This window comes from Nocardia niigatensis NBRC 100131 (assembly GCF_000308655.1).
Taxonomy (GTDB): Bacteria; Actinomycetota; Actinomycetes; order Mycobacteriales; family Mycobacteriaceae; genus Nocardia; species Nocardia niigatensis.
In genome coordinates this window covers 16,764-30,053 of record NZ_BAGC01000006.1, presented here as the reverse complement: position 1 = coordinate 30,053, position 13,290 = coordinate 16,764, and the positions used below count along the sequence as shown (strand labels likewise).

The window sequence follows — 13,290 nt, the reverse complement described above, 5'->3', positions numbered from 1 at the left end:
GGAAGAGCCTCCATAAGGCGGGAGGGACGCACGTGCGGCGCTTCGAATTCGCGGTGGACCGTGACCATGCCCGGGCGGTCAACGAGGTCGTCGCGTACCTGCGCCGGCTTCGCATCTGGGCATACAGCGCGGCCATCGGGCTGGGACTGGGCACGGCCCTGCTGGTCTGGGTGAACCATCCCTGGTCCTGGCTGCTCGCCGTGGCCTTCCTGCTCGCCGCCGCGACCGCGCTGTTCATCGGGTACTGGACGCCGCACCGCGGCCGCGTGGACAAGCTGTACGCCGCCGGCGACCTGGTGCCCGCGGTGGTCTCGGAGACCGACGGCAACGGCGCCACCCTGCTCGCCCTGGTCGATCTGGCCAAGCCGAACACCGCCGGGCCGCGCTACGCGCTGGTGACCCGCACGGTCCGTTCGCTACCCGGGCATCGGACCCGGGCCGGGGAGCGCGTGCCCGCGGTGACCGTGCGGGTGGACCGCGCGCCCGGACCGGTCGGGGATCTGTGGCAGTCGGTGAGCGCCATGCCCATCGCCTGGGGCACCCGGGACCTGAACATCATCGAGCGCGCCCGCGGGGAGATCAACGAGGTGGAGTGGAAGCTGCTCACCGACAATCTGGACCTGGCCACCAAGGTGCGGGGCGCGGACGCCAAGCGCCTGCTGCTGGACCCGCAGCAGCTGCCGGAGGAACTGCGCGGCTGACGCGCGAACCCGCCGATTTCGGTTGCACCGCTTCGTAGGATGGGATGATGATCCCCGTCGCGAATGTGGTGGCGTTTCTGATCGCGGCCTTCGTCCTGATCGTAATTCCCGGGCCCGGAGTGCTTTTCGTGATCGGGCGGGCGCTGTCGTATGGCCGGCGGGCGGCGCTGCTGTCGGTGCTGGGCCATTCCCTCGGCGTCGTCATCATCATGGCCCTGGTCGCGGCGGGTCTGGGCACCCTGCTCGCCGCCTCGGCGATCGCACTGGCCGCCGTGAAGTTCACCGGCGCGCTGTACCTGATGTACATCGGCCTGCAGGCGATCCGGGAGCGGCGGTCGCTGCGGGAGGCGTTCCAGTCGAAGGCCGAGCCGGTCGGCACCGGCCGGGCGCTGCGGCAATCGGTGATCGTCGGGATCACCAACCCGAAGGCGATCATCTTCTTCTCCGCCGTGCTGCCGCAGTTCGTGGCGCCGCACGCCGGTCCGGTGCCGGTTCAGATGCTGATGCTCGGGCTGCTGTTCATCGCCATCGCCCTGGTCTCCGATTCGGTGTGGGCGCTGGTGGCGGGATCGGCGCGGGACTGGTTCGCGCGCTCGCCGAAACGGCTGGAGGCGGTCGGCGGCGCGGGCGGGGTGATGATCATCGGCCTGGGCGCGAGCGTGGCCGTGTCGGGCAACGGTAATTGAGACACCGGCCGATTAGCATCGTGGTCGGCTGTCGGCGTGGAAAAGGGGTGGCGGGAAGGCATGAGGCGGACCTGGCGGTACCTGGCGGTGGGGGCGGTACTGCTGGCGGGCGCGAACGCGGCTCCCGCGCAGGCGGATTCGGTTGACCCGCTCGCCGGCGCGCCCGGCCTGGGCGACCCCTACTATCCGATGGACGGCAATGGCGGCTATCACGCCGGCCATTACGACGTCACCATCGCCTACGATCCCCCGACGCATCAGCTGACCGGGTCGACCCGGATCGACGCGGTGGCCACGCAGGCGCTGCGGACGTTCAACCTGGATTACAGCGGGCCGCAGATCTCCAAGGTGACCGTCAACAACCTGCCCGCCTGGTTCGATCGCACCGACGAGCACGAACTGGTCGTCACCCCCTTGATCCCGCTGCTCCCTGGGCTGCCGTTCACCGTGCAGGTGGACTACGCGGGCCCGGCGACCGGGACCGACGGCGAGGGCTGGGTGTTCTCGCCCAGCGGTGGGGCTTTCGTTGCGGGCGAACCGCATTCGGCCAGCGCCTGGTATCCGCTCAACGACTCCCCCTTGGACAAGGCGACTTTCACGCTGCACGCCACCGTGCCGCAGGAGTGGGAGGTGATGTCCAACGGCGACAAGGTGTCCGACACCGTGCAGGACGCGAATCGCACGGTCTCCTGGGAGATGCGCCAGCCGGTGGTCGGCTACCTGACCACCGTCGCCATCGACCGGTTCCAGTTCCTGGAACAGCGGCGCGCCAATGGAACTCCGCTGCTGAGCGCGTTCGCGCCGGACGCGTCGAAGGCCCGGGAGGTGGAGTCGCGGCTGCCGGAGATCCTGGACTTCCAGGAGGAGCTGTACGGCCACTACCCGTTCGACACCGCGGGCGGCATCTATGTCGACACCGATCTGCAGTTCTCGCTGGAGACGCAGTCGCGGCCCATCTACGCACCCTGGACCGATCTGGACACCGTGGTGCACGAGATCACCCATCAGTGGTGGGGCGACTCCATGTCGGTGAAGCAGTGGTCGGACGTGTGCCTGAACGAGTGCTTCGCCAGCTACACCGCCGACTACCTGTGGCCGGAACGCAAGGACGGCAAGGACGTCGACGCCGCTTACCGGGAGACCGTCGCGAAATACCACGACGATCCGAAGTTCTGGGAGATCGCGCTCCAGAATCCGGGCAAGGGCAATGAATTCACCTCGGTCTACTACCGGGGGCCGCTGTTCCTGCACGCGCTGCGCCGGACCATGGGTGACGACGCCTTCTTCCCGGCGATGCGCGACTTCGTGATGGCGCACCAGTACGGGAACGCGTCCATGCCCGAGTTCCGCGCCTTCGTGCAGACCCGCACACCCCATGACCTGACGGGTTTCTTCGCCGCCTGGCTCGATCGCACCGATCGGCCGGCCGACGAGTTCCTCTACCCCGGTCCCCTGCGCGCGTGAGGCGTTGCCCGCCCTGGGAATTCGAGGCGGGCGATCCGGTCAGGCCGGGAGCGGGCGGGTGCGGTCCGACAGCACCAGCGCGGCCATGGCGCCGAGCACCGAGCCGGTGACGAACCGCTGCGCCCGCAGCCACAGGGGCCGCCGGCCCAGGAAGGTCGAGATCGCGCCCGCGCTGAGCACGATCAGCCCGTTCACCGTGATGGCGATGCTGATCTGCACCGCGCCCAGGCACAGGCTCTGCAACCAGACCTGCCCGCGCGCGGGCACCACGAACTGCGGGATCAGCGCCATGTACAGGATGGCGATCTTGGGATTGAGCAGATTGGTGACCAGGCCCATGGTGAACAGCCGCCGCGTCGAGTCGGCGGGCAGCTCGGTGGGCGTGAACAGCGAGGCCGCGCCGGGCCGCAGCGTCCGCCACGCGAGGTGGACCAGGTACAGCGCACCGGCCACCTTCAGCGTCAGATACAGCGCCGGCACCATGGCGAACACCGCGGTGATCCCCGCGGTCGCGGCCGCCAGATACACCCCGAATCCGACCGCCACCCCCGCCAAGGACACCAGCCCGGCCCGGCGCCCCTGCGACACGGTCCGCGACACCAGATACATCATGTTCGGCCCCGGCGTCAGCACCAGCCCCAGTGCCGCCGCGGCCACGCCCACCACCGCACTCGTTTCGATCACCCGTCCAATTCTCCGAGCGCGACCCGCCCCTGTCGCGGTCCACTTATCACCGGGTGGACCGCGTCAGTTACCGAGAGCGAGGACCGCTTTGCCGCGGAGGGTGCGGGATTCGATGGCCTCGCAGGCCTTCGGGGTTTCGGTCCAGTCGAGGGTGAGGCCGATGTCCGGGGCGAGCCGCAGTCCCGCGGGTCCGGCAGGGTCGGTGAGGCAGCCGAGCATGACTACCGGACAGCTTCGGCGTTGTGACCCGCGCGCAGGCGGCGGATACCCTCGGCGATAGTCTCCTCCTTCTTGCAGAAGGTGAAGCGCACCAGGTGATTCCAGGCGGCCTTGTCATCGGCGAAGACGCTCACCGGAACCGCCGCCACGCCGAGGCGTTCGGGCAGCTCCTTGCAGAAGGCGTAGGCCTCGGTCGCGCCCAGCGGCCTGATGTCGGCGCACACGAAATAGGTTCCGTCACTGCGCTTCACGCCGAACCCGGCCTCGGTGAGCGCGCCGGAGAGCCGGAGTCGCTTCTCCGACAGCGTGTCCCGCAGCGCGGCCACCCACTGCTGCTCGGTGTTCAGCGCGTGCGCGACCGCGGGCTGGAACGGCCCGCCGCCGACGAAGGTGAGGAACTGCTTGGCGGCCAGTACCGCGTCCAGCAGCGGCGCGGGCGCGCAGGCCCAGCCGATCTTCCAGCCGGTGACGCTGAAGGTCTTGGCGGCACTGGAGATCACGATGGTGCGCTCGAACATGCCGGGCAGGGTGGACAGGCTGATGTGCTCGTGGCCGTCGTAGTAGAGGTGCTCGTACGCCTCGTCCGACATGACGTACAGGTCGTGTTCTATGGCGATCTCGGCGATGGCGGTGAGATCCGCGCGGGAGAGCACGGTTCCGGTCGGGTTGTGGGGCGAATTGACCAGCAGCAGGCGGGTTTTCGGCGTGATAGCGGCGCGCAGGCTGTCCAGGTCGAGGGCGAAGCCGTCACCGTCGGGCACCAGCCGCGCGGTGCGCCGGCGCGCTCCGGCCAGGGCGATGGCGGCGGCGTAGGAGTCGTAGTACGGCTCGATGAGCACCACGTCCTCGCCGGGTTCGACGAGGCCGAGCACGGTCGCCGCGATGGCCTCGGTGGCGCCGACGGTGACCAGCACCTGGTTGTCCGGGTCGTAGTGGGTGCCGTAGCGGCGGGCGCGGTCGGCGGCGATGGCCTGCCGCAGCGCGGGCACGCCACGCCCGGGCGGGTACTGGTTGAACCCGTCGGCGATGGCCTGCCGCGCCACCTCGAGCATGCCCGCGGGGCCGTCGCTGTCCGGGAAGCCCTGGCCCAGGTTGACCGCGCCGTGGCGCACGGCGAGCTCGGTCATCTCGGCGAAGATCGTCGACGCGAAGGGCTGCAGTCGGGCGACGGTCGGAATGCGCGGCATGTCCGGAGCCTAATCCATCCGCGAAAACGGCCGTCAGCCGTGATTTGCCGCACCGCCGGTTCAGCGCGGCAGCCGGATACCGCTCAGCTTCGCGGGGTTCACCACGTCGTAGACACCCCACACCTTGCCCTCGCGCACGGTGAAGGCATACACGCGCTGCGGGTTTCCGGGGCTCCCGTTCTCGGCCGGGATGGCGTGCGCGAGAATTCCCCACTGCCCGTTGACCAGGACCGGTTCGAGCTCGCGGGCGGGCCCGATGCGCTCGGCGTCGAAGAGTCCGAAGCGGCGCCACAGGCCCAGCCAGAGACGCGCGTTCTTGTCCACACCCGCAACCACGTTGACCGCGGTGGACACGGCCCCGCCGCCGTCGCCGACGGTGCGGACGTCCGGGTGCAGCGCGGCCACGATGGCGTCGACGTCACCGCGGGCCAGCGCGGCCAGCAGCCGCTGGACCGCGGCATTGTGCTCGTCGTCGGCGACCGGGGCGGGCGCGGCCGCCACCGCCTTGCGGGCCCGGGCGGCCAGCTGTCGCGCGGAGTCCACGGAAATGCCCAGGATGTCCGCGATTTCGCCGAAGGGCAGCGAGAAGCCGTCGTGCAGAACGAATGCCACGCGCTGCGGCGGGGTCAGCGTATCCAGCACCACGAGGGCGGCGAAACGGAATTCCTGTTTGCGCACCACGGCCGCCAGCGGATCCGGAGTGCTGGAGGGCGTCATCGCGGTGACGATGGGCTCCGGGAGCCATTGCCCTACATACTTTTCCCGCCGGACCGCCGCGCTGCGCAGCCGGTCCAGGCAGATGCGGCTGACCACCGTGGTGAGCCAGGCGCGCAGATCCTCGATCTCGGACTGGCGGGCCACCGCGAGCCGCAGCCAGCTCTCCTGCACCGCGTCTTCGGCATCGCTGACACTGCCGGTGAGCCGGTAGGCCACCGAGAGCAGATGCGGCCGATGCGTTTCGAACAAGTCGGCGAGGAGAGCGGCAACCATCGAATCGATCCTATTACCGGGCTCCGACAGCCTCGTCACCGCCCCGGGGGCCAGAACCCGCTGTGCCCGCACACGTTTCCGTGACAGCATGACCGAATGGACGCGGAAATTCTCACCGACGGCGTGGTCCGGCTGTCACCGCCCGCCGTCTCCGACATCGACGTCATCACGGCCCTGTGTCAGGAACCGTCCATCGGCGCGTGGACCACCATGCCGGTTCCCTATCACCGCGCCGACGCCGAGAAGTTCATCTACGACATCGTGGGCCCGGGCTGGGCCACCCGCAGTCCCACCTGGGCCCTGCACCGCGCCGCGGACGGGCCGCTGGTCGGCATGATCGGCCTGACCCTGCCCCATCGCCGCCGGGACGAGAACACCGCCGAGATCGGTTTCTGGCTCACCCCGGCCGCCCGCGGCGAGGGGCTGATGACCCGGGCCGCGCTGCTGGTCTCCGCGGCGGGCCTGGATCCGGCCGGGCTGGCCTTCGAACGGCTGGAGTGGCGTGCCTTCGTCGGGAATCACGCCTCCGCGGCGGTGGTCCGCCGGGCGGGCTACCACTACGAGGGACTGTTGCGGGGTGGCGCGCTGCAGCGCGGCGTGCGCCGCGACTCCTGGGTGGCCGGCCGCCTGCGCGACGACCCCGCGACACCGAGCCCGTACTGGCCCGAGGGCATCTGACACACCCGGAAAGGTGTTCGGCGCACACCCGCCGGACTGGGTGTGCGCCGAACACAGTGTGCACGCCTGACTCGTTCCGCGCGAGACGAACTCGCGACCGAGCGGGTGCCGGTCAGTTGGCCGCTCCGCTCAGCCGCGGGTTTCGCGGCGGCGGGTGACGGCGTCGGCGAGCCGGTCGAGCTGGGCCGATGTGGTGTCCCAGTCGATGCAGGCGTCGGTGATGGACTGTCCGTAGGTGAGCTCCTCCGGGCGGCCGAGGGTGAGGTCCTGGCGGCCCGCCACGATGAAGGACTCCATCATGAGACCGACCACGGTGTTCTCGCCCGCGGCGATGCGCTCCGCGAGATCGGTGACGACGTCGACCTGCTTGTTGTGGTCCTTGTTGGAGTTGCCGTGCGAGGCGTCCACCACGAGCCGCTGCGGCAGCGCCGACTTCTCCAGGCGCAGCAGGGCTTCCGCGCAGGAGGCGGCGTCGAAGTTGGGGCCGTTGCTGCCGCCGCGCAGGATGACGTGGCAGTCCGGGTTGCCCGCGGTGCGGATGAGCGCGGAACGCCCGTCCAGGTCGGTGCCGGGGAAGACGTGCGAGGCGGCCGCGGCGCGCACGCCGTCCACCGCGACCTGCACGTCGCCGTCGGTGCCGTTCTTGATGCCGACCGGCATGGACAGCGCCGAGGACAGCTGGCGGTGCACCTGGCTGGCCGCGGTACGCGCGCCGATCGCGCCGTAGGCGACCAGGTCCGCGATGTACTGCGGGGTGATCGGGTCCAGGAACTCGCAGGCCACCGGCAGTCCGAGCGCGGTGATGTCGACCAGCAGGCGGCGGCCCAGGTCCAGGCCGGTGTTGATGTCGAAGCTGCCGTCCAGGTGCGGGTCGTTGATGAGGCCCTTCCAGCCCAGCGTGGTGCGCGGCTTCTCGAAGTAGACGCGCATCACCACGTGCAGCCGGTCGTCCAGCTCGGCGGCCTTGGCGGCGAGCCGGCGGGCGTAGTCCATGGCGGCGTCGGGATCGTGCACCGAACACGGGCCGACGATCACCATCAGGCGGTCGTCGGAGCCGTTGAGCACGTCGACGGTGGCCTTGCGGCCGGCGCGCACGGTGTCGGCGAGGATGTCGTCGATCGGGTGTGCGGCACGGATCTCCCGGGGCGACTGCAGCGGGCTCACGCTGAGCGTGCGCTGATCGTCCAGATCGGCATGCCGTTTGTCGAGATCGGCGGTGGAGGTCATGGGTGGTTTTCCTGTCCCAGGCCGACCCACGGAGAGTTGTTCGAAACCCCTTCGAGCCGGTCTGATTTCGTCCGGCTCGGGGTGGAGGATGTCAGCGCAGGTTCACGCCGCGCGACCCACCCGGGGCCGGCTGGCTAAACCAGAAATACGCACGCTGCATGTCCGGGACTGTACCAGAGATCTCGAATCGTGCCTGTGGCGTAGGACACCATCGCTGGGATCGGAGTCCCACACTCTGAGACGGACCCGGTCAACGCAGGATGTAGTGCAGGATGACGTCGTGCACATGGCGGGTCTTCTCGTCGCCCCGGAACTCCACCTCGTAGGTGTGGTGCCCGGTGCTGATGGCGATGTGCCCGGACGAGAAGAACTGTCCCGCGAACGACTTGTTGGTCAGGATGCTGACACTCGAGATCCGCCCGTACGGGATGCTCGTGATGGCGATCTTCTTCCCGACGAACGAGTTGTCCTGGATGACGACCCGCCGATCGGTGATCCCCAGGAATCCGGTGCCCACCCCGATGGCGTCGTACACGGCCAGGATCTGTTCACCCGGCAGCAGTCCCTGCTGGATCTTGTCGAGCTGATCTCGCCGGTCGAATGGAATGCTCATCAGTTCTCCGGCCTCCGGGTCAGCGGCGAACGAACGGGTAGTTGACCTTGGTGAGTTGCTCGGACAGCTCCCACAGCCGCCGCGCGGTCACCTCGTCCTTGGAGGCGGCGGTGGAGGTGCTGGGTCCAGGGTAGCCGCGCATGCCGCGCAGCCCGGTCGGGCCGTAGAAGCCGCCCGGCTCGACCTCCGAGGTGGCGGCGAACAGCGTTGGCAGTGCGCCCATTTCGGCGCTCTGCGCGAACAGCCGGTTGCCGATCGACATGAGCGTGTCGTACAGGGACTCGGTGTGCCCCTGTAGGTCGGTGGCGGCGTAGCCGGGGTGCGCGGCCACCGACACCTTGCTCGATCCGGCGCCGGTCAGCCGGCGCTGCAGTTCCCGCGCGAACATGAGGTTGGCCAGCTTGGACTGCCCGTAGGCGGCCCAGCGCTGATAGGAGCGCCGCTCCCAGTTGAGGTCCTCGAGATCGATGCGGCCGATGGCGTGCATGCCGCTGGAGAGCGTGACCACCCGGTCGCGAATCTTGTCCAGCAGCAGCCCGGTCAGCGCGAAGTGACCGAGATGATTTGTGCCGATCTGCATTTCGAAGCCGTCGGCGGTGCGCTTGAGCGGCACCGCCATCACGCCCGCGTTGTTGATCAGCACGTCGGCGCCGTCGACGGAGTCGGCGAACTCGTGGATCGAGGCCAGGTCGGCCAGATCCAGCCGCCGCACCTGGGCGTTGGGGCCGATCTCGTCGGCGACGGCCCGTGCCTTGACCTCATTGCGGCACGCCATGATCACGCGCGCCCCGGCCCCGGCGAGCGCCCGCGCGGTGACCGCGCCCAGCCCGCTGTTGGCACCGGTCACGATGATCGTCCGCCCCGCTTGATCGGGGATGTCGGCGATGTCCCAACCACTCACGGGGTCGAGTCTAGGGGCGCGGCGGCGCGCACGTCTGGTGTCGGCGCGAACCGCTCCCGGATCCCGCGTTTGCCCGTGCTTCTCGCGGTGTCCGGGCGCGGCGGGTCCGGCTCGCGTTCCACTGCTCCGACCTGCCCGAGCGGCAGCGTCCGCGACCGTGGACACGCCGGTACCCGCGGGTTTGCCGGGGGTTCCGGTCCTGATCTGGAAACCGGGTTCCCGCCGGTCTGTCCTGGCGGGTCGGCACGGGGATCGCGCTTCTCAGGACAGGGCGAGGACCTCGTCGTCGGACATGGCGGCCACCTCCAGGTAGGACCGGGCCACCCCGTCCAGGCGCCCGGCCGCACCGGCGCGCTGCTCGCGATCCAGCAGGCGTCCGGTCAAACCGGCGACCGTGCGGGTCGCGAAGAAGTCGGCGACCACGGTGTCCGGGGAATCCAGCCAGTCCCGCACGCGTGCGACGACCGCGGTGGCCAGCACCGAATCGCCGCCCAGGGCGAAGAAGTCGTCGGTCGCGCCGACCCGTTCCCGGCCCAGCACGGTGGCGACGATGTCGGCCACCGCGCGTTCGGCATCGGTGCGGGGAGCGACGAACTCACCGTCCCGCTCGCCGGCGGTCAGCAGGGCCGCGATGGCCTTGCGGTCCGGCTTGCCGTTCGAGGTGAAGGGCAACTCGTCCAGCAGGTCGACGCGGGCCGGAATCATGTAGGCGGGCAGCAGATCCGCGGCGGCCGCCAGCAGCGCCGGGACCTCCGGGGTGACGTCCTCCCCCGCGACCACGACCGCCGCGAGTTTCGGTGCGGCCGCGCCGACCACCGCCGCGATGGCGTGCCGCACGCCCGGCAGCGTGCGCAGGGCGCTCTCCACCTCGCCGAGTTCCACGCGATAGCCGCGGATCTTGACCTGATGGTCGGCGCGGCCCAGGAACTCCAGGCAGCCGTCGGGCAGGTAGCGCGCGAGATCGCCGGTGCGGTACCAGCGCAGGCCCTCGTGGGTGACGAACCGGTCGGCGGTGCGCTCGGCGTCGCCGCGGTATCCGGCGGCCACGCCCGACCCGCCGATCCACAGCTCGCCGGTGACCTGGTCCGGGCAGTCCCGGCCCGACGGCCCGACCACCCGGCAGCGCACATTGCGCAGCGGCGTGCCGTACGGGACGGCCGACCATTCCTGCGGCACTTCGGCATTCACCACTTCACAGATGGTGGAGTGGATGGCGGTCTCGGTGGCCCCGCCCAGTCCGGCGAACCGGCAGTCCGGGGCCACCGCGGCGAGCCGCCCGGGCAGCGTCACATCGATCCAGTCGCCGCCGAGGATCACCGTGCGCAGACTGTCCACCGGCTTCCCGGCCGCCGCCTCCAGCAGCATGTCCAGCAGGCTGGGGACGCAGTTGACCACCGAGACCCGGTGCCGGCGGATCATCTCGGCCCACCGTCCCGGCTCGCCGCGCTGTCCCTCATCCAGCGCGACGACCGCACCCCCGGCACTCAGCAGGCCGAAGATGTCGTAGACGGACAGGTCGAACTCCAACGCCGACAGGGCGAGCGCGCGATCCTCCGCGCCGATCCCGAACCGCTCGTTGAGATCGTCGATGGTGTTCATGGCCGCCCGGTGCGGCACCTCCACGCCCTTCGGCTTCCCCGTCGAACCAGACGTGAACAGCACGTAGGCGATGGCCTCCGGATCGGGAATCACCGCCTCGGCCAGCGGTTCCGGATACCGCCGCGCCTCATGCAGCGTCAGTGTCGGCACCCCGGCGACCTCCGCCCCGGCCGTCACCGCCGCCACCACGGCCCCGGTCCGCACGATCTCGTCCCGCCGCGCCGCCGGCTGATCGAACCCGATCGGCACGTACACGCCGCCGGCCGCGAGCACGCCGGCGGTCGCCGACAGCTGCTCCGGTCCCTTCGGCAACTGCACGGCGACCGCATCGCCGGGCCGCACGCCCGCCGCACGCAGCGCCCCGGCCACCGCCAGCGCCTCGGCCGCCAGCTCGCCGTAGGTCAGCACCGTTGTCCCGGAGGCGAATTCGGCGGGCCGATCGGCGAGATCCGTCTCCCAGATGACCGCCGGCGCGGCCGGATTCGTGGCAGCGAAATCGAACAGCCCGCTGTGCAACGCCCGACCGGAAACCGGACCATCCGTGGCGTTCACGCGGGCGCGAACCACCGCCTGCTCCACCGGAATTCGCACCGCAGCCTCGGCATCCCACCCTGCGTCCGTTGCATCCGCGTCCGGCTCGTCGCTGCCCGCCAGGCGCAGGACGGCGTCGATGTAGCGGGTGAACATGGTGTCGGCCATGGCCGGTGGGAAGGCGTCGGCGCGGATGTCCCAGTTCAGCAGGAGCCCGCCGCGGACCTCGGTGACCTGGGCGTCGAGCAGGACCTGCGGGCCCTGGGAGATGATCCAGACCGGGTCGCCGAAGGTGGCGGTGACCTGGTCGGCGAAGAGTTCGCCGAGATTGATGGCGCTGGTGTAGACGATGGGGGCCAGCACCGGCTCGGCGCGCAGGCGGCCCAGATCGCGCAGGACCTCGAGGCCGGTGTAGCCGGAATGGGCTCCGGCGGCGTGCAATTCGCGCTGCAGAGCGCGGGCCCGATCGGTCACGGTGGCCGGCTCGGTCACATCGACCTCCAGCAACACCGACGAGGTGAAGTCGCCCACCACGCCGTCCACCTCCGGATGCACCGGTTCCCGGTGGAACAGCGGCAGATTCAGCAGGAACCGCCGCTGCGCCGACCAGCCGCCGATGGTCTCGGCGAACACCGACGCGAGCGCCATGGCCGGGGTGATTCCCCGGGCATGCGCCGCGGCGAACATGCGCGCCTTGGTCTCCGGGGACAACCAGCGATGCAACCGCACGGTGCGCGCGGCCCGTTCCCCAGGCTCCCCGGCCGCGGCGGCCAGTGGCAGTTCGGGCGCGCCCGGCAGGTCCGCGAGCCGCTGCTGCCACCACTCCCGATCGGCCATGCGTTCCGGTGCGGGACCGGCATATTCGGCCAGGTACTCCCGGAAGGTGTAGCGCTGCGGCGGCAGCTGCTCGCCGTGATAGAGCCGCGCCAGGTCCGCCACCAGGATCCGATAGCTCATGGCATCGGCGGCCAGCATGTCGACATCCAGGTGCAGCCGCGTCCGCCCCTCCGGCAGCAGGGTCAGCGCGATATCGACGACCTGGCCGTCCTCCACCGCCATCAGCTGGTGAGTCCGCCGCTCCCGCAACGCTTCCAGGGTCCGCTCGGCCGACTCGGCATCGGCCGCGCGAAGATCGGTGACGCTCCAGACGTCCCGCCCCGGCCGCTCCATCGTCTGCTGCGTCCCGTCCGCTAGGAACCGGGTCCGCAGCATCGGATGCCGTCGCACCAGCTCCTCGACCGCCGTTCCCAGCCGCTCCGGATCGACTCCGGCCCCGTCGAATTCGACGTACAGATGCGCGGCGACGGCCCCGAGCCGCTGCCCCTCGCCGCGCCCCACCCAGTAGGCGTGCTGCATCGGCGCGAGTTCGAACGGACTCCCCTCGTTCGCGGCGGCAGGCGCCCCGGCGCGGGGAACAATCGAATCACCCTGGGCGGGGACGTTGTTCACGATGGCCGGGGTCTCGTTCGCCACCGCGATATCCCCGTCCGGCTCGGTTCCGCCGAGGAGGCGGTGCCAGGCGGCGACGGTGGGTTCGGCGGCGAGTTGGGCGAAGTTCACCGCGAGGCCGCGTTTGCGCCAGGAGCCGGCGAGTTTCATGGTGCGGATCGAATCGAGGCCGAGTTCGATGAGGTCGGCGTGATCGGGGACGGCGGCCGGGTCGAGGCCGAGGTGTCCGGCGATGGCGGTGCGGATCTCGTCCCGGGCGATATTCGCCGCCGACCTCTGGGGTGACTCCATTTCCGCTGGTACTCCTTGTTCGAGGGGGACGGGATGGCCGCTGCCGATCCGGTAGTCGGATGTCGTCCGG

Annotated in this window: 12 protein-coding genes; 4 read left to right on the top strand and 8 right to left on the bottom strand. The window is 70.3% G+C overall.

Translation table 11 applies throughout. The features are described 5' to 3' along the window. Positions 1 to 32: 32 nt before the first annotated feature. Genes ON33_RS03645 through ON33_RS03635 form a run of 3 tightly spaced genes read left to right on the top strand, consistent with a single transcriptional unit; the run spans position 33 to position 2,851 of the window. Entirely contained in the window at positions 33 to 701 is a 669-nt protein-coding gene (locus tag ON33_RS03645; RefSeq protein ID WP_051151601.1) for a DUF3239 domain-containing protein, read from the top strand. A gap of 47 nt (positions 702 to 748) precedes the next feature. Then, on the top strand, positions 749 to 1,387 hold the full coding sequence (locus tag ON33_RS03640) for a LysE family translocator (RefSeq protein WP_040855104.1): 639 nt from the start codon (positions 749 to 751) through the stop codon (positions 1,385 to 1,387). 60 nt (positions 1,388 to 1,447) lie between these two features. Next, the gene (locus ON33_RS03635; RefSeq protein WP_040855013.1) at positions 1,448 to 2,851 is read left to right on the top strand and encodes a M1 family metallopeptidase; all 1,404 of its coding nucleotides are present in this window, start codon (positions 1,448 to 1,450) and stop codon (positions 2,849 to 2,851) included. 39 nt (positions 2,852 to 2,890) lie between these two features. Here ON33_RS03635 and ON33_RS03630 read toward each other — a convergent pair whose 3' ends face one another. The 4 genes from ON33_RS03630 to sigJ form a co-directional block, all read right to left on the bottom strand. After that, positions 2,891 to 3,535, bottom strand: a complete 645-nt coding sequence (locus ON33_RS03630) for a LysE family translocator (RefSeq protein WP_040855010.1) — start codon at positions 3,533 to 3,535, stop codon at positions 2,891 to 2,893. A gap of 63 nt (positions 3,536 to 3,598) precedes the next feature. Next, complete coding sequence (locus tag ON33_RS40895; protein ID WP_157184389.1) at positions 3,599 to 3,754, bottom strand: hypothetical protein; 156 nt, start codon at positions 3,752 to 3,754, stop codon at positions 3,599 to 3,601. A gap of 2 nt (positions 3,755 to 3,756) precedes the next feature. After that, positions 3,757 to 4,941 (bottom strand): pyridoxal phosphate-dependent aminotransferase, encoded by a 1,185-nt coding sequence (locus tag ON33_RS03625; RefSeq protein WP_040855007.1) that lies wholly within the window; start codon positions 4,939 to 4,941, stop codon positions 3,757 to 3,759. 60 nt (positions 4,942 to 5,001) lie between these two features. Then, positions 5,002 to 5,931, bottom strand: a complete 930-nt coding sequence (gene sigJ, locus ON33_RS03620) for an RNA polymerase sigma factor SigJ (RefSeq protein WP_040855005.1) — start codon at positions 5,929 to 5,931, stop codon at positions 5,002 to 5,004. A 96-nt stretch (positions 5,932 to 6,027) separates the two neighbouring features. On the opposite strand from sigJ, the gene ON33_RS03615 reads away from it, so the two are divergent. Beyond that, positions 6,028 to 6,609, top strand: a complete 582-nt coding sequence (locus ON33_RS03615) for a GNAT family N-acetyltransferase (protein WP_040855003.1) — start codon at positions 6,028 to 6,030, stop codon at positions 6,607 to 6,609. 129 nt (positions 6,610 to 6,738) lie between these two features. Here the strand turns inward: ON33_RS03615 and ON33_RS03610 are convergent, their stop codons facing one another. The 4 genes from ON33_RS03610 to ON33_RS03595 form a co-directional block, all read right to left on the bottom strand. Then, a complete protein-coding gene (locus tag ON33_RS03610; RefSeq protein ID WP_040855001.1) occupies positions 6,739 to 7,836 on the bottom strand; it encodes a 3-deoxy-7-phosphoheptulonate synthase in 1,098 nt (365 codons plus the stop codon). Positions 7,837 to 8,086: 250 nt separating this feature from the next. Further along, positions 8,087 to 8,449, bottom strand: a complete 363-nt coding sequence (locus ON33_RS03605; RefSeq protein WP_218001365.1) for a PH domain-containing protein — start codon at positions 8,447 to 8,449, stop codon at positions 8,087 to 8,089. A 19-nt stretch (positions 8,450 to 8,468) separates the two neighbouring features. Next, positions 8,469 to 9,350, bottom strand: coding sequence for an oxidoreductase (locus tag ON33_RS03600; RefSeq protein WP_040854997.1), 882 nt, complete (start codon positions 9,348 to 9,350; stop codon positions 8,469 to 8,471). A gap of 261 nt (positions 9,351 to 9,611) precedes the next feature. Then, positions 9,612 to 13,220: a non-ribosomal peptide synthetase gene (locus ON33_RS03595; protein WP_040854995.1), complete on the bottom strand. Its 3,609-nt coding sequence runs from the start codon at positions 13,218 to 13,220 to the stop codon at positions 9,612 to 9,614. Positions 13,221 to 13,290: the final 70 nt, after the last annotated feature.